The sequence below is a fragment of the Deltaproteobacteria bacterium genome (assembly GCA_016874755.1).
Lineage (GTDB): Bacteria > Desulfobacterota > Binatia > UBA9968 > UBA9968 > DP-20.
Genome location: VGTH01000004.1, coordinates 181,172 through 198,826, shown reverse-complemented (window position 1 = coordinate 198,826; position 17,655 = coordinate 181,172). Strand labels below are relative to the sequence as shown.

The 17,655-nt window shown below is 57.3% G+C and carries 17 protein-coding genes; 8 read left to right on the top strand and 9 right to left on the bottom strand.

Features of this window, described 5'->3' with window-relative positions; translation table 11 throughout:
• Positions 1-398: 398 nt before the first annotated feature.
• From npdG to cofG, 5 genes are read right to left on the bottom strand one after another with little or no spacing between them, the layout of a single operon-like run.
• Positions 399-1,052 carry an NADPH-dependent F420 reductase gene (npdG, locus tag FJ145_04270; protein ID MBM4260641.1) on the bottom strand — a complete coding sequence of 218 codons (654 nt, stop codon included), beginning with the start codon at positions 1,050-1,052 and terminating at the stop codon, positions 399-401.
• 15 nt (positions 1,053-1,067) lie between these two features.
• A complete protein-coding gene (gene cofE / locus FJ145_04265; GenBank protein MBM4260640.1) occupies positions 1,068-1,820 on the bottom strand; it encodes a coenzyme F420-0:L-glutamate ligase in 753 nt (250 codons plus the stop codon).
• Complete coding sequence (gene cofC, locus FJ145_04260) at positions 1,817-2,503, bottom strand: 2-phospho-L-lactate guanylyltransferase (GenBank protein ID MBM4260639.1); 687 nt, start codon at positions 2,501-2,503, stop codon at positions 1,817-1,819. Before cofC ends, cofE begins: the two co-directional genes overlap by 4 nt.
• A gap of 27 nt (positions 2,504-2,530) precedes the next feature.
• Positions 2,531-3,457, bottom strand: coding sequence for a 2-phospho-L-lactate transferase (locus FJ145_04255; protein MBM4260638.1), 927 nt, complete (start codon positions 3,455-3,457; stop codon positions 2,531-2,533).
• A complete protein-coding gene (gene cofG / locus FJ145_04250; GenBank protein ID MBM4260637.1) occupies positions 3,454-4,674 on the bottom strand; it encodes a 7,8-didemethyl-8-hydroxy-5-deazariboflavin synthase subunit CofG in 1,221 nt (406 codons plus the stop codon). Before cofG ends, FJ145_04255 begins: the two co-directional genes overlap by 4 nt.
• 108 nt (positions 4,675-4,782) lie before the next feature.
• On the opposite strand from cofG, the gene FJ145_04245 reads away from it, so the two are divergent.
• The 3 genes from FJ145_04245 to FJ145_04235 all read left to right on the top strand — a co-directional run bounded on the left by FJ145_04245 (position 4,783) and on the right by FJ145_04235 (position 8,323).
• On the top strand, positions 4,783-5,979 hold the full coding sequence (locus FJ145_04245; GenBank protein ID MBM4260636.1) for an amidohydrolase: 1,197 nt from the start codon (positions 4,783-4,785) through the stop codon (positions 5,977-5,979).
• 9 nt (positions 5,980-5,988) lie between these two features.
• The gene (locus FJ145_04240; GenBank protein ID MBM4260635.1) at positions 5,989-7,083 is read left to right on the top strand and encodes an ABC transporter substrate-binding protein; all 1,095 of its coding nucleotides are present in this window, start codon (positions 5,989-5,991) and stop codon (positions 7,081-7,083) included.
• 145 nt (positions 7,084-7,228) lie between these two features.
• Complete coding sequence (locus FJ145_04235; protein ID MBM4260634.1) at positions 7,229-8,323, top strand: amidohydrolase; 1,095 nt, start codon at positions 7,229-7,231, stop codon at positions 8,321-8,323.
• A 211-nt stretch (positions 8,324-8,534) separates the two neighbouring features.
• Here FJ145_04235 and FJ145_04230 read toward each other — a convergent pair whose 3' ends face one another.
• The 4 genes from FJ145_04230 to FJ145_04215 form a co-directional block, all read right to left on the bottom strand.
• A complete protein-coding gene (locus tag FJ145_04230) occupies positions 8,535-10,172 on the bottom strand; it encodes a hypothetical protein (GenBank protein ID MBM4260633.1) in 1,638 nt (545 codons plus the stop codon).
• Positions 10,169-11,455 (bottom strand): tetratricopeptide repeat protein, encoded by a 1,287-nt coding sequence (locus FJ145_04225; GenBank protein ID MBM4260632.1) that lies wholly within the window; start codon positions 11,453-11,455, stop codon positions 10,169-10,171. The genes FJ145_04230 and FJ145_04225 overlap by 4 nt, the downstream gene beginning before the upstream one ends.
• A 69-nt stretch (positions 11,456-11,524) precedes the next feature.
• Positions 11,525-13,177, bottom strand: a complete 1,653-nt coding sequence (locus tag FJ145_04220; protein MBM4260631.1) for a DUF4331 domain-containing protein — start codon at positions 13,175-13,177, stop codon at positions 11,525-11,527.
• A gap of 19 nt (positions 13,178-13,196) precedes the next feature.
• Positions 13,197-13,868 (bottom strand): hypothetical protein, encoded by a 672-nt coding sequence (locus FJ145_04215; protein MBM4260630.1) that lies wholly within the window; start codon positions 13,866-13,868, stop codon positions 13,197-13,199.
• A gap of 272 nt (positions 13,869-14,140) precedes the next feature.
• On the opposite strand from FJ145_04215, the gene FJ145_04210 reads away from it, so the two are divergent.
• The 5 genes from FJ145_04210 to FJ145_04190 all read left to right on the top strand — a co-directional run bounded on the left by FJ145_04210 (position 14,141) and on the right by FJ145_04190 (position 17,642).
• Positions 14,141-14,695 (top strand): hypothetical protein, encoded by a 555-nt coding sequence (locus FJ145_04210; GenBank protein ID MBM4260629.1) that lies wholly within the window; start codon positions 14,141-14,143, stop codon positions 14,693-14,695.
• A gap of 32 nt (positions 14,696-14,727) precedes the next feature.
• Positions 14,728-15,288: a sigma-70 family RNA polymerase sigma factor gene (locus FJ145_04205; protein ID MBM4260628.1), complete on the top strand. Its 561-nt coding sequence runs from the start codon at positions 14,728-14,730 to the stop codon at positions 15,286-15,288.
• Positions 15,288-16,022, top strand: a complete 735-nt coding sequence (locus tag FJ145_04200; protein MBM4260627.1) for an anti-sigma factor — start codon at positions 15,288-15,290, stop codon at positions 16,020-16,022. The genes FJ145_04205 and FJ145_04200 overlap by 1 nt, the downstream gene beginning before the upstream one ends.
• 87 nt (positions 16,023-16,109) lie before the next feature.
• Positions 16,110-17,237, top strand: coding sequence for an extracellular solute-binding protein (locus tag FJ145_04195; GenBank protein MBM4260626.1), 1,128 nt, complete (start codon positions 16,110-16,112; stop codon positions 17,235-17,237).
• 84 nt (positions 17,238-17,321) lie between these two features.
• Entirely contained in the window at positions 17,322-17,642 is a 321-nt protein-coding gene (locus FJ145_04190) for a (2Fe-2S) ferredoxin domain-containing protein (protein MBM4260625.1), read from the top strand.
• The last annotated feature ends 13 nt before the right edge of the window (positions 17,643-17,655 follow it).

Sequence of the window (17,655 nt, the reverse complement as noted above, 5' to 3'; positions counted from 1 at the left end):
GCGCAAGCGTAGACAAGCTTATTTCTTGATGCTGCCGTGTTTGGACTGGTACTTGTTGGGGAAAACTGCGAGCCCGGCGAAACCCTGGAGGAGCGAAGGCATCAGCACAGCCTTTTCTCAGTCATATTCCATTCTTAGGAGCAGACTGTTTTGCCTTCGCTCCGGAAGGGTTTTGCTGGGCTCGCACCGCGCAAGCGTAGACAAGCTTATTTCTTGATGCTGCCGTGTTTGGACTGGTACTTGTTGGGGAAAACTGCGAGCCCGGCGAAACCCTGGAGGAGCGAAGGCATCAGCACAGCCTTTTCTCAGTCATATACCATTCTTAGGAGCAGACTGTTTTGCCTTCGCTCCGGAAGGGTTTTGCTGGGCTCGCACCGCGCAAGCGGAGAACGAACTTACTAGTGATCGCCGATGCCGGTGATTTTGATGCTGCCGTGTTTGGATTTGTATTTGCGGTTCAGCGCGATGATAACGCCCGTGAGCCCTTCGACTACGTAAGCATTGCTCGCCGGGCCACCGTCGAAGGCACGCGCGCCGATGCGGGTGATGATCTCCATCACCCTATTCTTCGCCTCGGCGTTGTCACCGACCACGAGCACGTCGCCCAGTGGCGAATCGACGTCGCCCAAATCGACTGCGGAAATATTGTGCAGCGCGCCGATCACCGGCGCTTCGTCGCCGAGAATCTGCTGCGCTTCCTGCAGCGCCGAACCCGCCGGCGGCACGAAGGGCTTTACCTTGTTCAATGGCACCACCGTGTCGATGATGATCTTGCCCGCTACTTGGCCCTTCAAATCTTGAATCATTTGCGCTTGGCCTTCGTACGGCACTGCGATAACGACGAAGTTGGCGTCCTTGACCGCATCCTGATTAGTCATGCCGACCATCTCGCCGGCGCGCAGGTTGGGCTTCAACGTGTCCACGGCCTTTTTGGCCTTTTCGGCGTCGCGCGAGCCGATGATGATCTTCACCCCCGGCGCGCCCAAGCGCAGCGCTAACGCACTGCCGAGATTTCCCGTGCCGCCGACAATTGCCACACTCAAATTGTCCATTGTACTTCTCGAACCTTAGCGAAAGAGATCCTCGGCCTGGGGCCGGAGCAGCTCTCGCACCGATCCATCCTCCTTTTTTTCGAACTGATAACCTCGCACAATTACCACCGGCACCCCATCCTTCTTGCCCATCACCAACTCTGCCGCCGCCGCCAACTCGTCCGCCACCGCTGCCACCGCCGCATGCAGCTCATAACCGTAACGATCCTTCGTGCCGCGCTCGTCTTTGATCGCCTTCATGCCCGCCACGCCGATGGCCACGTCCACCGTCCCCACGCGCCACGCCCGGCCGAAGCTGTCCGTGATAATCACCGCCGGTGCGCAGCCGCACTGCGCTTCAATTTCCGTGCGAACGCGCCGCGCCGACGCATCGGGGTCTTTCGGTAACAACGCGGCTTGCCCGAGCCCGACGTTAGAGCAATCGACACCGGCGTTGGCGCAGACAAAACCGTGCTGGGTCTCGACGATCAAGGCGCGCCCGCCCTTGCGCACCACGCCGCGGCTTTCACGCAGAATCACTTCGGTCAACACTGGATCTTTGTCCAGCTCGCGGCCGATTTCCTGCGCGCGCGCCGACGGTTCGATGTCGGCCAGCCGTACCATGCGTCCTTCGGCCTTGGACACGATCTTTTGCGCAATGACAACCACGTCGGCGTCGGTCAAAGCGATACCTGCGTTCCTGCAAGCCTCGGCAATGATCTTGCCAACCGCGTCCCCGGCGCGAATCTCGCCGAGCCCTTCGACCCCGAGCAGCTCGATTTTCTTCATGCGCCACCGGAACGGCGGCTCTCAGCTTGTCGTTCGCTCAACATGGCCCGCGCCACGCCTGTCGAATCACCGTCGGCGAGATTATGACTTAAGAAACATTCGAGATCTTTGGGGTCATCGATATCGAGGGCAATCGCCTCGTTCTCGACAAAGCGCATCGGCAAGCCCTGCGAAGTTACCTGGCTCATGTGAAACGTGAAGCTGTCGTAGCCAAAACGCAGCTTGATCAAATCCGGCGGCGCCAAAACTAATGCGTTCGTGCCCAGGCGATCATGCGACGGCACGAGCAGCGCGTAAGGCGCTCTAGCATCTGTGGGAACCTGAGCGAGTACCTGTTCGATATCCCGAGCGCGTACCAGCGGCATGTCGCCGGGAATAATCAGCGCCGCTTCGCAGCCGCGTTTTTTCAACTCGAGCCGCGCAAAATCCACCGCGCCGGTCTCGCCGGTCTCCACGGCTTCGCGAATGACTTCCGCGCCCAGCTCGGTTGTTATCGCCGCCACTTGATCGTTGCCGGTAACGACATAAGTGCCAGCCAAACCGCGCGCGCGGACAACCGCGCGCAACACATCGCGGAACATGGTCTCCGCGAGCACTTCGCGATCGGCCGCGCCGAGCAGCGGGCTCAAGCGCTGCTTGGCATTGCGGAAGCCTTTAACCGGTATCAGAGCGACGACGTTCATGGGGGAGTAGAAAGAATTTTCTTATCACTATTTGCGCACCTCAGCCAAGACCTCGCGCGCAAGCCGACGCTTGTCCGCAAGCGTTGGCATGCGGATATCGGTAACGCCGAGGTCGACTCCGAGCTCTTCGATGCCTGCGGCAAGTTTTCGATCTGCGTGGTCTATCAGCAGCGTTTTGAGCAATCCCCGGTACTTTTGTGCCACGCCCAGCGCCGTCGCCTCGAAGCCGCACGCGGTCATCAGCTTGTGCGCCGGTCCAGAAATCGCCGCCTTGCCAATCAGTGGACTCACCGCCACCACCGGCACTGTTACTTGCTCGAGCGCAGCGCGTATTCCCGGCACTGCCAAGATCGGACCGATGCTGGTGATCGGATTGCTCGGGCAAATGATTATGCCGCTCACGCTCTGGATCGCTTCGATAACACCCGGCGCCGGACGGCTCTGCTCGGCACCGGCAAAGCGCACCGCCGTCACCTCGGCGGCCCAACGACCTTTCACAAAAAATTCTTGAAAGGAAATTTCCCCCCGCGGTGTTGTGACCCGGCTCTCGATCGTTTGGTCTGACATCGGCACAAGCATTGCTCGCACGCCAAGCGCCAAGCACAAGCGCTCGGTTACGGCCGATAGCGGCAATCCTTCGCGCAGCAGCTTGGTGCGCGTGATGTGCATCGCCAAGTCTTTATCGCCGAGGTTAAACCAAGCGTCATTGCCGAGACGCCGAAGCTGTTCTAACGCCGTAAAAGTATCGCCTTTGACACCCCAGCCTTTTTCGGTATCGGCCAGGCCGGCCAACGTGTAGAGAATCGTATCGATGTCGGGCGAGATGTTTAGCCCGTGGAACACACAATCGTCGCCGGTGTTGCAGATGATTGTTAACTCGGATGGATCGACCTCCGCCGCCAAGCCCTCAATCAGCTTGGCGCCGCCGGTTCCGCCGGTCAGAACCGCGATCATCGGCGAAAGACCTGGGCGGAGGGAGTACCGGAGTGTTGGAGTGAAGGAAGCTGCGCCAGCGGGCCGCCGTTCTTGACCAGGCCATTGGCATCGCAAAGCTTTTCTATGACCGATAGGACATCGGCATGGACAAATGCCTCACGAATGTACTCGGGATAGATCGGCAAGCGCGCTTTCAATGCGAAGCCAGCTTGCGCGCTCTTTTCTTGGAGCAATTGCAGCGCCGGCCAGGGCGCTTCGGGATTGATGAAATCCGGTGTCAGCGGCGACACGCCGCCCCAGTCGTTGATGCCGGCGTCGAGATAAGACTCAAATCCGTCCGGCGTCAGATTGGGCGGCGCCTGGATGTTCATGTCGCCGCCAAGGATTAAACGTGCGATCGCAATGGTTTTCGCCATGTCGTCGCGCGTCGCGTCGGGATGGTCGTGCATCGGGATAGTCGGCTTGGCGCGAAAGTTTTGCACGATCACTTCTTGAATGTGGCCGTAGCGTTCATGCAGCTCGCGAATCGCCAGCAGCGAATCGATGCGTTCTTCCCAGGTCTCACCGATGCCGATCAATATCCCCGTGGTAAAAGGAATGCGCAGCTCGCCGGCCAATTCCAATGTGCGCAACCGCACCGCGGGCTTTTTATCCGGCGCGTTGTCATGGGCGCCACCGGCCTGCATCAAACGCTCACTCACACTTTCGAGCATCAGTCCCATGCTCGCGTTGACGCTTTTCAAGCGCTGCAGATCGCCCTTGCCCATTACTCCGGCATTGGCGTGCGGCAACAAGCCAGTTTCGTCAAGCACGACGTTGCAGGCCGCGAAAAGATAATCGAGCGTGCGTTGATGACCGCGCTCGTTCAAAAACTGCTTCATCTCCGGATAGATCGCCTCGGGCTTGTCGCCCAGGCTAAACAAGATTTCCGTGCAGCCCATTAACTTGCCTTGGCGCACGACCTGCAACACCTCTTCGAGGGACATGGTCTTGGCACCCGACTCCTCTGGTGCTTTGCGAAACGTGCAGTAGCCGCAAAAATCGCGGCACAGGTTCGTCAGCGGCACAAAAACCTTCGGCGAAAACGTGACTACGCGGCCTTTGCACCGGTCGCGCACGAGCGCCGCGACATCTAATAACTCACGCAGCTCGTCGGGTTCGACGCGCGCAAGAGCAATGGCATCGGCACGTTCGAGCTTCTTTCCCTCTCGGCACTCTTTGAGAAGACGTTTCATCGACTCTGTTTGAATATAAGATCGCCATGGCGGTTTCAAACGGCGGTTGCCCTGGAGAGTTTCGCTGTGCTAGGGGAGTGTTCAAGCCACTGATCGGAGGACGGTATCATGGATAACTTCGACAATGTTCTAGTCATCGACGCCGACGGCCATGTATACGAGGGCAACATCGACCTGCGGCCGCGCATGCCGGAGAAATGGCGTTCGCAGGCGCCTATTCGCATGAAGGATAACGAAGGCAACTCGCGCATGCTGCTCGAAGGGCGCATGTGGTCAGCGTCGCAGGGCCTTGGTCCCGGCGTCTCCGGACCGATGACCGAAAAAGCCCGCGGCTTTCGCGAAGGCATGGTCGACCCTAACGCGCGGCTCAAAGACATGGACGCCGAAGGCATCGACGCCGCGATTCTCTTCGGTACCCAGATCGCGCTGACGGTGAACGGATTGATGAACAAAGAATTGTCAGCCGTGCTCTGCCACGCGGTCAACGACTGGCTCATGGAATACTGCTCGGCCGACAAGAAACGTTTGCTCGGGGTTGGCTTGATTCCCTGCCAAAACCCGCCTGCGGCAGTCAAAGAATTGGAGTATCTCGCCAAAGCCGGCGCAGTAACCGCCATGCTGCCAACCAACGTTTACGGCTTGAACAACATGGGCGACCGCATGTTCGACCCGATCTACGATTGCGCGCAGTCTTTAGGAATGCCGCTCAGCGTCCACCCACAGACCGGCCACGATGGCGTGCTCGGCGTGTCCGGCGTCATGGGCGCCGGCAGCGAGCGCTTAAACAAATATGTCTACGTGCACATGACCGCGTTTCCGTTCGAGCTCATGCTCGCGATGATGCACATGATCGGCGAAGGGGTCTTCGACCGTTATCCAAAGCTGCGCGTCGGCTTCATGGAAGGCGGCGCCGGCTGGCTGCCCTTCTGGGCCGAGCGCTTCGACGAGCACATCGAGAAGCTCGCACCGCAGATGCCGGACTTGAAGAGAAAACCAAGCGACATCATCCGCGGCGAGCAGATAACGTTGACGTGTGAGTCCGAAGAAACAGGCTTAGACCGCGTCTTTGCCGCCAACGGCGAGAACACCGTCATGTACGCCTCCGACTATTGCCATTGGGATTGCCACTTTCCTTACTCGGTCAAAGACGCCGTCGACAGCAAAGATCTGTCCTTCGCGCAAAAAGAAAAACTTTTTAACAAAACCGCCATCGAGTTTTTCAAGCTGAAAAACTTACCGCAGCCCAACGCGTTGAAAATTGCGCGGCAGAGTTGGAATGGGCAAGCCAAAGCAGCGAATGCGTGAGGAGACAACATGATAGGGACGCGATCACAAAGTAGCGGCGGTGTCATCCCGAGCGCAGCGAGGGATCTCGTCTTCGGCACTGCGAGTCAAGACGAGATTCTTCGCCTTCGGCTCAGAATGACATACAAAGAACGGCTTCGGCGCACTGGTATCAACCGAACCGTCACTATCACAAGAGTTGCAAGCTTTCTCTCGGCATTGCTCTTCGCAGCCGTCCTCTCGGCCGCCGAAACCCCCTACAAAATCCGCATCGGCTTCCCCTCGCTCGCGTTCTCCTACATGCCCTACTACGTCGCCGCCGAGAAAGGCATTTACAAAAAATACAACATTGAGTCCGAATATATTCAGATGACCAGCTCGATCCAGCCCCAGGCGCTGGTCAACGGTAACATCAACTATCTCACCTCGGTTTCGACGGCGCTTTCCGCGGCGGTGTCCGGCTTGCCGATGGTCGTCTTGGCCAATTTCAGCGACATCTCACCCTGGGTGCTGTTGACTAACAAAGACATCAACAAACCGCAGGATCTCATCGGCAAGACCGTGGCGCTCTCGGGCATACGCACCTCGCCCTACTATTTCTTCCAGGCGTTTCTCAAGAAGCATGAGATCAAAGACAAAGACATTAACGTCATCAACACCGGCGGCACCGCCGATAGCTTTCGCGCGCTAACCAGCAACCGCGTCGTCGCCACCGTCGTCACGCCGCCCTTCGACGACAAGGCGGTATCGCTCGGCTACAAGAAGTTCATGGCGCTGGGCGAGTTGGCCGACATCCCTTACGTCGGACTGATCACTTCGCAGAACGAAATCAAAACCAATCGGGAATCGGTGCGGCGCACCGTCACTGCCATCGTCGAATCATTGGCCTGGTTGCGCGCCAACCGCGCCGAGAGCGTCAAGATGATCGTCGACAAGTTCAAAGTGAATCAGCAGGAAGCCGAAGGCACCTACGCGACGTTGATCGGCATCATGAACAAAGACGCCCGCATGAACCCCAAGATCGCGCGCGGCTATCTCGACATCCTGCGCCAGGAGCGGCCGATTGCAGCGGACTACGACCCGATGAAGCACACCGATTTTTCCTTTTTGCCCGCCTCAAAATAATCCGAACGAGTCGTAGTGTTTCGGGTTTTGGGTTAATGCAGAGTCCAGAGCTGTAGGCCCAGTTCCCTATAACGCGAAACAGAGCAGTCTTGACAAAGACTGCTCCGCTTGATGACCTAAGCGAAAATCCCCGGGAGGAAAAGCCATGCCCTTCAAAGGCTATACAATCATCGACGGCGACGGCCACGTGATCGAAGACACCAAAGCAATCATCAACTACATGCCGCAGAAATACCGCGACAAATTCGACACTCATCCATTCTTCAACCCGTTTCCGCCCCTCGACCATCTGCACTCCGCCAACATGCACGACTTTCCTCCCGGCGCGTTTAACAAAGTCGGGCCCGCGGGTTGGGTCGATTTTCTCGAAGATGTCGGCATCGAGAAAACCGTGCTCTATACGACACTGGGCCTGGCCTTCGGCAAGATCGTCAGCCGCGACTGGGCCATCGATGTCGCGCGCGGCTACAACGACTGGATCTACAACACCTACATGAAGTTCAACCCGCGCTTTCAGGCGATGGGCTTGGTGCCGCTCCAAGAGCCATCGGAGGCGGTAGCGGAGCTGCGCAGATGTGTGAAAGATCTGGGCATGTGCGGCGTCATGCTGCCCTCCACCGGGATTCAAGCGCATCTGGGTGATTCGCGCTATTGGCCGATCTACGAAGAAGCCAACAAGCACGGCTGCGCCATCGGCATCCACGGCGGCGCCCATGAAAACCTCGGCCTCGATGACCTGACGCCCTACGCTCCCGTGCACGCGTTGGGCCACCCGTTCGGCCAGATGGTTTCCTTCGCCGGCATCGTCTTCAACGGCGTGTTTGACAGATACCCCAACGTCAAATTTGGCTTCATGGAAGGCGGCGTTGCCTGGACGTTCCTGTGCTTGGAGCGCTTCGACCGTTCTTGGGAGACCCACATCCAACACGATCCGCGCAAAAGATTTCTTGACTTAAAGCCCAAAGAAAAAGTGTGTGAATACGTCGCCCGCCACATCGACGCCGGAAGAGTCTTCGTCGGCTGCGAGGGCGAGGAACCGGACATGGCTTACGCGATCAAACGCTTCGGCAACAAACCCTGGGTCTACTCGAGTGACTACCCGCACGAAGTGAACAATGAGTTCTGCAAACACGAGATCAGCGAGCTCTTGGAAAACAAAGATATTACCGACGCCGACAAAGCCGCCGTGCTGCATGGCAACGCCCGCCGCTTTTACAATCTGGGAGCTTCCGGACTGTAAAAAACATCAAAAACTGCCGGATTTGGACAAAAAGGCGAGCTTCACGGCTCGCCTTTTTCATTTCAATTCGGGCACTTATGATCGTTTGAAGTGCCGCTTCAAATAATCATGATCATTTGAAGTACAGATTCAGGCGCACAATTCACCGACCTAAGCACGCACAGAAGATTTTCTTCCTCTAGGGTCTGGCGGCAAATCGGCAAAACAACCCTCAGAACTGGCTCTGCAGCGCCTGCCAAGTGAGCGCGACACCGAATAGCACGATAAACGCCGACGAAGTCAGCGGCAGCCAGCGCGTTGTCAGTGGTCCGGTGCCTTTGAAACGCGCGGCGAAAGTTTGCGCGTAGACCATGAGCATACCGATGCCGATCAGCACTGCGGCCAAGCCGATACTGAAAGCGACGATCAGCAATAAGCCAAAGCCAACACGGTGGAGCGACAGCGCGCTTAGCAACACGACCAAAGCAGCGGGACATGGCACGATGCCGCCGCTGATGCCAAGTGTCAGCAGCTGCTTCAGCGAAACTTCTTTGCTGGCATCATGGTGATGATGGCCGTGGTCGTGACCATGCGAGTGACCGTGAGAGTGCCCGTGATGGTGGTGGTGATGCCCGCCATGGGAATGAGAATGCCCGTGATGGTGCTGGCCGTCGCCGCGGTAACGGCGCAGGAACAAGACACAGCCCAAACCCAAGATCATCAGGCCGGAAGTTAGCGTCAACCACGGATAAAGTTTTTCCGGAACAATATACTGTGAAGCGTAGAGCGTCACCGCGCCGAGCAGATACACGCCGGCAGTATGCGCCACAGTGACAATCAAGCCGAGCAGCATTGCATGCTTGATCGTGCCACGCGATCCGACCATATAAGCCGCGACCAACGTCTTGCCATGACCCGGCTCCAGCGCATGAAGCGCACCGAGACCTGCCGCAACGACCAACGCGAATAGCAGCATCGTCACGCTCCACTGCGGTGTTGCCATCAATTCCGTGAAAGCGTTGCGCGGTGTCGTCTGCCGGCTTGCTTGCAGCGGCTTTGGCGGCTTGATGCTTGATTCGACTTTGACGGGCGGCATAGCTGCTATGCTATCTGCCGAAATACTCGACTCCGCGGCGCTCACAGTCGCCGCTGGTTTGCTCGTCACTTTGATTTCGCTTTTCCCTTGAACGACCGGAGTAACTGGCGTTTCGGCACCAGCCAAACTCTTTACCGGTGCAATAACGGAAAAAACCGCACTCGCTTCGAGATCCTGCGGCGGGCTGTTCAGTAAATCCGCGGGGTAATCGCTCAGCTCATTACTGCGGTCGCTCGCAGGCGCCGTGCTTTGCAGCAGATTAACTCCCACCCCGGGCTTCACGATCACTTCCTTCCAACCCATACGATCGGGGTAGTTGCGATCGACATAGCGCAGGCGCAGGTCAGCGGCGCCCGGTGCGAAATGACCACTATAGGTGACCGCCAGTTTCAAAGTCGGCAAGCCGCCGGCGCCTTCAGGAAAAATAACTTCCTTGTTCTCCACTTGCAGCGCCACTCGTCGGCCGTTGACTTCCAGCTGCAGGTTTTGTTTGAGCGCTTCTGACTTGCTAGCTAAATAGCCAGCGAGCGACGGATGGTTCGCTTCGGCAACGATCTTACCTTCCTGAATTTCTTGAAAGGCGGGGATCTCCGCCATGTCGATCAGATAACGCAACTCGACGCGCTCCGCTTCAATGCGAATGCCGCCATAGTGGTTGATACTAAAATTACCGAGCGGATGGGCCGATGCGACCAAGGGCAACGCGAGCAATAACGCTGATAGGATTAACAAGCTATTCTTTAGCCTTCGCTTCAAGTGCATAAATCGCCTCATTTAGCCGCGCGCACCAGTGCGTTTACCTCGGCCAGCGCCTTGCGCGCCACGTCGGCGTGCAAAATATGAAACTGCGGATTGGTCGCCACCGCGCGTTGGAGAAAATCCCGCGCCTTGTCGTTTTCACCCAACCGCTTGTGGATCATACCGGCGTGAAAAAATAATTTCGCATCGCGGGTACCGAGCTTCAGCGCTTCGGCGATCGCCGTCTTCGCTTCCTCGTAGCGGCCGTTCTTGTAAAGGCTCCACGCCAGTAGATCGTAACCTTGCACGTCCTGACGCACTTTCATTTCGTTCTGCGCCAGTGTTAGCGCCTCCGGCAGTTTGATGTCTCGGTCGGCATAGAAGTAAGCCAGCTCGCGGTTATACAGCGCCTGATTGAGCGAGTTAAGCTTGCCGATGTATTCGACGAGTTTGTACTGTTTGTTGGCGTCCGCATTACGGCCAAGCTTTTTGTACACGTCGCCCAACGCCGCGGCGTGTTCGGGGTTGGGAATCGCTGCCAAAGTTTTTTGATAGAGCCTGATCGCTTCGTTGTGCTTGCCTTGCGCCGCCCGCACCTGTGCAAGCCCTGCGATTGCGCGATGATAGTTTGGCTGTCGTTCCAAAGCGGCATGCATCGCCTTTTTCGCGTCTTGAATGCGTCCCACCGCAAAGTGCTCCATGCCCAACTGCCATTCCGCCCAGGCGACGCTTTCAGCCGGTTGGTTTTGCTCGATGCCAAGCGCGATCGCCTTCTTGAGATCGGCGATGGCCCCGTCGCTATCGCCTTTTAGACTCTTCAATCCCGAGAGCCGACTGTAGGTCGACAGGCTTTCCTTCAAGCCGATCATTTTCTTGTAAGTATCTTCCGCTTCGGCGTACTTGCCCATGTCGAGATAGGCGTCGCCTAAGACCGCGTAGGCGTCGGCATCTTTGTCGTTCAAGGCAATCGCTTTTTGCGCTTCTACGGCAGCGCCGGCAAAATCGTGGCGCGACGACAACACGTGCGCGAGATGGCGCAACACGCCGCTCTGTTTTGGATTGATATCGAGCGACTTTCTCAGCGCTTTCTCGGCGAGATCAAACTGGCTCATGTCGCCGCTCGCACGAGCTTTCTGAATATGCGCATCGCCCAGCTCGTAGTACGCCTGGGCGTTGTTGGGATTGCGCTGGATCTTATATTGCGCTTGGGCGATGAGCCGGTCCGTCGCAGATGATGCCGCTCGGCCGACTCCGGGCCACACGATGACTGCAAAAACCCCGACTATGACTAAAGTTCTTGCTGTAAGTTTCATCACCATTGCAGGCCTTACTTTGCTCCAACGAGCCGCCGCACTTCGTCGGTGCGGCAGCTCGCCAGGTTTATCACGTCAATCAACTGGACAATCCTTCGCCAGAAACGACAGCGCGTCGGCACAACCGGGGGTTCCTGGATTTTGGTGCCGGCTGTTGCGGCCGCTGTTGGCGAACGCCACGTACGGAAAGGTTTCCTGATACGGCCGGTCATTGCTGTTGACCGCATCGCCAATGCGATTGTTCGGGAAGTTGGCGAACACGCCGCCCGCCAAAACTCCCACCACCGCGCGCGCCGAAATGTCGGTTACGTCGTCGGAAACCCGCCGGCCGTTGGGATAGCCGCCAAAGTCGCCGGCTAGGGCGCCGAGCCGCTTGCGGTTAGCCTTCGCTGTCGGAGGAATGCCGGTGTTCAGGCGCAGGAAGTCGGCAATGGGTCCCGGCTGTAGATTCTGGCAACCAGGACAGAGCAGCGTCGAATAGAACGCTAAAGGTCCGAGATCTTGAGCTGGGTTAGCTGGATTCACGCGCGGTGGCGTCGGGATCGGCACCGCGCCGCCATAGAGGGAGTTGAGCACCCGCGCCAGGACTGGATCGAGAAAATAATTGGCAAACTGCGCATCGTTTTTGGGCTCGCTCATGCTGAACTTATCTTTATCGCCGGGGCCGATGATCAGTTCGTTGATCAGCGCATTGCCCATGCGTTGAATTTGCACATAGTTGGCCGACAACGCCGGTTTGCCACCAGGCTTGCTCGGCAAAACCTTGGTGCGCGGGCGTGACGTGGTGCCATAGGTCCCGATCAAGGCTTTGGGATTGTTGGCCGGGTGCATTGCGCCGTCGCTCGTGAGCAGCGTAATCGGCACCTCGATGGCAATCGTATTGACGTTAAAACCTGCCACCGCGTCAGGTGCGAAGTTGCGCGTGTCGTCGGCATCCTGAGCATCGGTGAGCACGCCGGGCACGTTCGTGCCGAATGCGCTGGGACGAAAATTAAACGTATCGAATGCCGCGCCGAGATCGATGTAAAACGGATCGTCGACGGTGCCGGCGAAGACTTTGACTCCATTGCCTAGATTGTAAATGCCTTCACGAGCGAGATCGTCGTACCTCGGCATAGTGCGCGGGCCGACGTTGCTGGGTACCGCGAAGAGCTTGCGGTTTCCCGTAAGGTTAGTGGTCTGCCACGAGTTGCCGTTACCATTGCGCTTAAGCATCGTCACCGTGTAGTTCTGGCGCAAGCTCAACCCTTCTGAACCAGGACCGTCCAACTTGGTGATTTCTCCCGGCACGATGAGCGCGCCGGGCGGCACCGGTGCGGGAGAATTGCCTGGCGCGACTGAACCACCTCCTCCGACTCCGACAAAACTGGTAAAGACCCCCGGCAAGCGAATTTCCGTATTGAAGCGGAACTGAAATATTACGTCGTCCTTGCCGTCCTGATTGTTATCGATTTTCATCTCATAAAGAATTTCCGGATCGAAGGGAAAATAGTTGGGACCATTGGCCGGTTCGAGTAATGGATCGACGTTTAGCAGCATTGTCACTTTGGTCGGGTCGTCGTAGCTGACGAACGCGAACCAGTCTGTAATGTCTGCCTTCTGATCCAATGCCGTAATCGGCGCCTCGCGGTGATTGGCGGCCCACACTGTCAGCGTCGGCGAGCCAACCGTGAGCGAGGCAACGAGAAACAAGACTAGGTAGCGAAATCTTTCCTTTAGCGATTTCATCGGACACTCCTCCTGTAAGTTATTTGTTTACTTTGATCGATGCTGCGACCGCGCAGTAATGCGCCCTGCGACGAACGACGGTGGCCAAAGCAATCAAGCCGACGCCAAACAGCAGTGCACCATTGGGCTCCGCCACGCGCGCAGCGCTGATCGCCGGGCTCGAAACATTAGGAAATAAGAACTGCCCAGTCTGAAAATTGAACACCAACAACGCGTCTTGATAGGGCACCGCCGCGCTTAGGGCATCGAGATCGGTATCGATCAGGCTGAAATTATTATTTGGATCGAGCAAGTTCAGCACCAGCAAATCGGCGTCCCCGCCGGCAAAGTTGTTCGTTAACCCAAGATCGAACGACAACACGGTGCTCAACAGCAGATCTTGTATGAATTGTCCTAACCCGAGCGCGTCGTTGATAACGAACGGCGGGCCGCCGGCGCAACCGACGCTGCAATCTCTTCCCTGCAACGTTCCGTTCGTGCTCAGCGCGGCGATCGTCGCCGAGTTATTCGCTGTTAGATCACCATCGAGCAGCTGGAAGTCTAAGCGTGCCGCGGTGCCGTTCAAAGCGCTGCTGTTGATATTCACCAACACAGCCGAAGCCGGCTTCGGGAACGCCAAAGCCAGAACGACAGCGATCGACAAACTACATAGAACCCAAGGGTTTTGAATCTCCTTCGGCTTATTTTTCACACGGAATCTCCTTTCAAAGCGAACGAATGTACCCTGGCTGACGTATAGGAAGCCCGTTCAGGGAGGGTGAAGGCATCGCATATGGCACCGTCGTTTCTATCGTGAATACGTTGGAGGTTTTGTCGCGGATTTATGACAGGAAAAATTTTCGTTAATTTTGGCGCACAATCCGCCCGCGAAATCCGATAACCAGGCCTCATTCGTAGTGTGTAAAGGGTTTGTTTGCGCCACGGAAACCTGTGGTCTAGAATGACCTGATTTTAGGGAAAATCTTGGAACACGAAGAGTGGCAAGAAAAGGCTGAGTTCTTTGCTCTGGGGGTTTTGGAGGGCGAAGAACTGCGCGATTTTGAAGGGCATCTTGCCTCAGGTTGTGCCCTTTGCCAAAAAACGGTCAAGGAATCGAGCGCGGCTCTTGCGCATCTACCAACCTCACTGGCGCCCGTAGCCCCAGCATCGAAACAGAAAGCACGGCTCTTAGAGCGCATCGGCTCAGACAAGGCAGGCTTACTCTTTGTCCATGCCGCCGAGGGCGATTGGCCGGAGATGGCACCGGGGATTTTCGTCAAGGTGCTGCACCGCGACGAAAAAACCGGCGTCGTCACCGCGCTATGCCGCATGGTGCCGGGCTCCCGCTACGCCAATCATCGCCATACCAACACCGAAGAGCTGTTGGTTCTGGAAGGAAGCTGCTATTGCGGCGGCCGATTGCTGCGTAAAGGCGACTATCACCGGGCCGAACCGAACAGCTATCACTTTGACACCCGCACCGATGAAGGTTCGTTGATGCTCCTGAAGACCACTATGCATAACGACATGTTGGAGTAGCCGAACCGACAAAGGACAAAACGGAAACCGTCATGGCCACCTCCGCCGCTGAGCCGATTGTCTTGATCCAACAAATTGCGACGCAAGATCGCGACGCCTTCAGTCAATTCTACGATCGCTACTCGTCTCTAGTTTATTCACTTGCCTTGCGCATGCTGCGCGCCCAATCGGATGCTGAAGACTTGTTACAGGAAGTGTTCATGCAAGTGTGGCGGCAAGCAGCTAACTACAGCCGCGAGCGCGGCACACCGGAAGCCTGGCTGATCAACATTGCCCGCAGCCGGGCAATCGATAGGCTCCGTTCCATACGTAGAATGGAAAAGAGCTTTGTTCTCACCGACGATCCCGCAAAGGCGGAGTCGGGGGACAATGTGGAAGCGAGCGCGTCCGAGTCGGAGACCAAGCTGACGATGAATAGCGCGCTGGCCACTCTGCCGGAAGCGCAGCGGCGTGTGCTGGAGCTGGCCTATTTCGACGGTTTAAGCCAATCGGAGATCGCCGATAAATTAAATGAGCCCTTGGGCACGGTAAAAACTAGAATGCGCAGCGGCATGCAGCGTCTAAGAGACATGTTGGGGACCCAGGCAGCATAATGGTCAGCGACCACGATAACTGGCTCGAGCGCGTCGACAGCTACGCGCTCGGGGCCCTCGACGGTGCGGAACTCAAAGACCTCGAAGCTCACCTTGCGGCCGACTGCATCGTCTGTGAGTCCCACCTGCGGGAAACCCGCGAGGCGGTGAATCTCTTGCCGCGCTCGCTGCGACAGTTAAATCCGCCACCGACCGTAAAGACTCACTTGATGGAGCAAATCGGCAGCGAAAAGGTCGTGCCAATCGCACCGGCACAAGGCAAACAACCAAGGCCGTGGCTGAAAGTGATGGGAACCATCGCCGCCGGCATCGTTGGCCTCGCCATCGGCGGCGGCTATTACCGAATGCAATACGAGCCGCGCCATACGGTTTATAGCCAAGTCATCGATCTACTGCGCGACCCGGCGACACGCGACTATCCCCTCTATGGCAGCGGCCCGACACCCAACGCCAAAGGCCGTTTTCTCTGGAACCCATCCGGCGAGGGGCATATTTTCGCGAGCGATTTGCCGACCGCGGCCGCAGGAAACATGTATGCGGTCTGGACCATCGCGCAGAACTCCGCGCCGCGGTACGTCGGTACGATCAAAACCGATGCCAAGGGTAGTGGTGGGTTGCACATCAACCCCCCGGGCGACAACAAACCCGTCGAGACCTTTGCAGTCACCCTCGAACCCGCCGGCACCACCACCGCCCCCACCGGTCCCATGGTGCTCGTATCGAAGCCCTCGTAAGATCTTCTATCGCGATCTGCCATTTGACGACGGCGTCGTCATTTGGCAGCGTAGCTAATCAAGCCCGCCGATTCGTTGGAGGTAGTTGTGCACCAGCCAACCGCTGAGCGTCGGATTTACATCACAGCGCTTACTCTCGCGTTGATCCTAATCGGCATCGCACTCGCCGCCAATGCGGCAGAATTCCCCGCCCAACGTCAATGGGAAGCCACCCTCGAGGCCGCCAAGAAAGAGGGCAAGGTCAACATCTACATGTACCGCTACGGCAAGGTGCTCGATGAGTTCCGCAAAGATTTCCCCGAGATTCGCCCTTACCTTCTCACTGGCACCGGCGCGCAGATCGTCACGCGCATCACGACTGAGCGGCGCGCGGGAAAATTTCTTGCCGATGTGGTTGGCCTGGGCTCGTCCAACTATCGAATTCTCCATCAGCAAGCCAAAGCGTTGGAGCCGATCCAGCCGGCCTTGATGCTGCCGGAAGTTATCGATGCATCGAAATGGTATGGCGGCAAGATTCGCTACCTGGATGCCGAAGGCAAATACGTTGTGACCTATATCGCCAATGCCAGCGCGGCGCAGCTCTATTACAACACCACACTGGTCAATCCGCAGGAGCTCAGCTCTTACTACGACTTGCTTTCGCCCAAGTGGCGCAACCGAATCGTCGGCCTCGATCCGAAAACGAAGACGGAAATCGGCTCCACCATGCAGTTTTTCTATTACCAGCCCGAGCTCGGCCCGGCGTTCCTCAAACAATTCTTCGGCAACAAGGGCATGACCCTCAGCCGCGACTCGCGCCAGATGATCGACTGGTTGGCGCAAAGCAAATTCGCCATCTGCTTTGGCTGCTCCGGCGCACTCAAGGCGAAGAATCAGGGCTTACCGATCGAAATCTTCGACACCAGTCTGTGGAAGGAAGGAGCCAGCTTCTCGGTGGGTGGCGGCACGCTGACGTTGCCAAGCAACGGCCCCAACCCCAACGCCGCGAAAGTTTTCGTCAACTGGTTCCTCTCGCGCAAGGGACAGATGGCGCTGCAGAAACTCGGCGACCCCGACGAGCCGCCCAATTCGGCGCGCATCGACATCCCCAAAAACGACGTCCAGTTGCACAATAAACTAATTGAAGGCCGCAAATATTTCGACGCTACCCGGCCGGAATACGATGATGTCGAAAGCGGGTTCAAAATCGCCATCCAGGCCATCGATGCACGATAACGCGCTAGCAAGTTGCGGGCGTTTGACTGCCTCGGGGCTTTTCCATAAATAGTTGGAATCATCTGAACAAGGGGACAGTTAGCAATGAAACAAACCTGCTATGTGTGCCAAAACGTCGATTGTCTGAGCCGCGGCTCGGAAGCTTTGCTCAAGGAGCTAAAAGAACAGGTCGCGGCAAAAGGTGTCGATGCCGAAGTGAAGGAATATATCTGCTTTGGCGGCTGCGACTTCGGTCCCAACGTTGTTGTTCACCCGCAAAAGAATTGGTACGCCGGCGTGAAAAAGGAAGACCTGCCGGAGATCGTCGCATCGTTGGCTGGTGGTCCCGCCGTGAGCCGCCTCGACACCATCGATCCATCTCTAAAAGACATGATCTGCCAGCTGCTCGACACCGGCGTGGCTTGAGACCGCACCGCTG

Bases quoted from the DNA above. Each gene is read 5' to 3' on its own strand.
- cofE (MBM4260640.1), bottom strand. From the start codon at position 1,820: ATGAAGAAAATCGAGCTGCTCGGGGTCGAAGGGCTCGGCGAGATTCGC.
- FJ145_04205 (MBM4260628.1), top strand. From the start codon at position 14,728: ATGGCCACCTCCGCCGCTGAGCCGATTGTCTTGATCCAACAAATTGCG.
- FJ145_04235 (MBM4260634.1), top strand. From the start codon at position 7,229: ATGCCCTTCAAAGGCTATACAATCATCGACGGCGACGGCCACGTGATC.
- FJ145_04225 (MBM4260632.1), bottom strand. From the start codon at position 11,455: ATGGTGATGAAACTTACAGCAAGAACTTTAGTCATAGTCGGGGTTTTT.
- cofC (MBM4260639.1), bottom strand. From the start codon at position 2,503: ATGAACGTCGTCGCTCTGATACCGGTTAAAGGCTTCCGCAATGCCAAG.
- FJ145_04190 (MBM4260625.1), top strand. From the start codon at position 17,322: ATGAAACAAACCTGCTATGTGTGCCAAAACGTCGATTGTCTGAGCCGC.
- npdG (MBM4260641.1), bottom strand. From the start codon at position 1,052: ATGGACAATTTGAGTGTGGCAATTGTCGGCGGCACGGGAAATCTCGGC.
- FJ145_04230 (MBM4260633.1), bottom strand. From the start codon at position 10,172: ATGAGGCGATTTATGCACTTGAAGCGAAGGCTAAAGAATAGCTTGTTA.
- FJ145_04255 (MBM4260638.1), bottom strand. From the start codon at position 3,457: ATGATCGCGGTTCTGACCGGCGGAACCGGCGGCGCCAAGCTGATTGAG.
- FJ145_04240 (MBM4260635.1), top strand. From the start codon at position 5,989: ATGATAGGGACGCGATCACAAAGTAGCGGCGGTGTCATCCCGAGCGCA.
- FJ145_04220 (MBM4260631.1), bottom strand. From the start codon at position 13,177: ATGAAATCGCTAAAGGAAAGATTTCGCTACCTAGTCTTGTTTCTCGTT.
- cofG (MBM4260637.1), bottom strand. From the start codon at position 4,674: ATGAAACGTCTTCTCAAAGAGTGCCGAGAGGGAAAGAAGCTCGAACGT.
- FJ145_04245 (MBM4260636.1), top strand. From the start codon at position 4,783: ATGGATAACTTCGACAATGTTCTAGTCATCGACGCCGACGGCCATGTA.
- FJ145_04200 (MBM4260627.1), top strand. From the start codon at position 15,288: ATGGTCAGCGACCACGATAACTGGCTCGAGCGCGTCGACAGCTACGCG.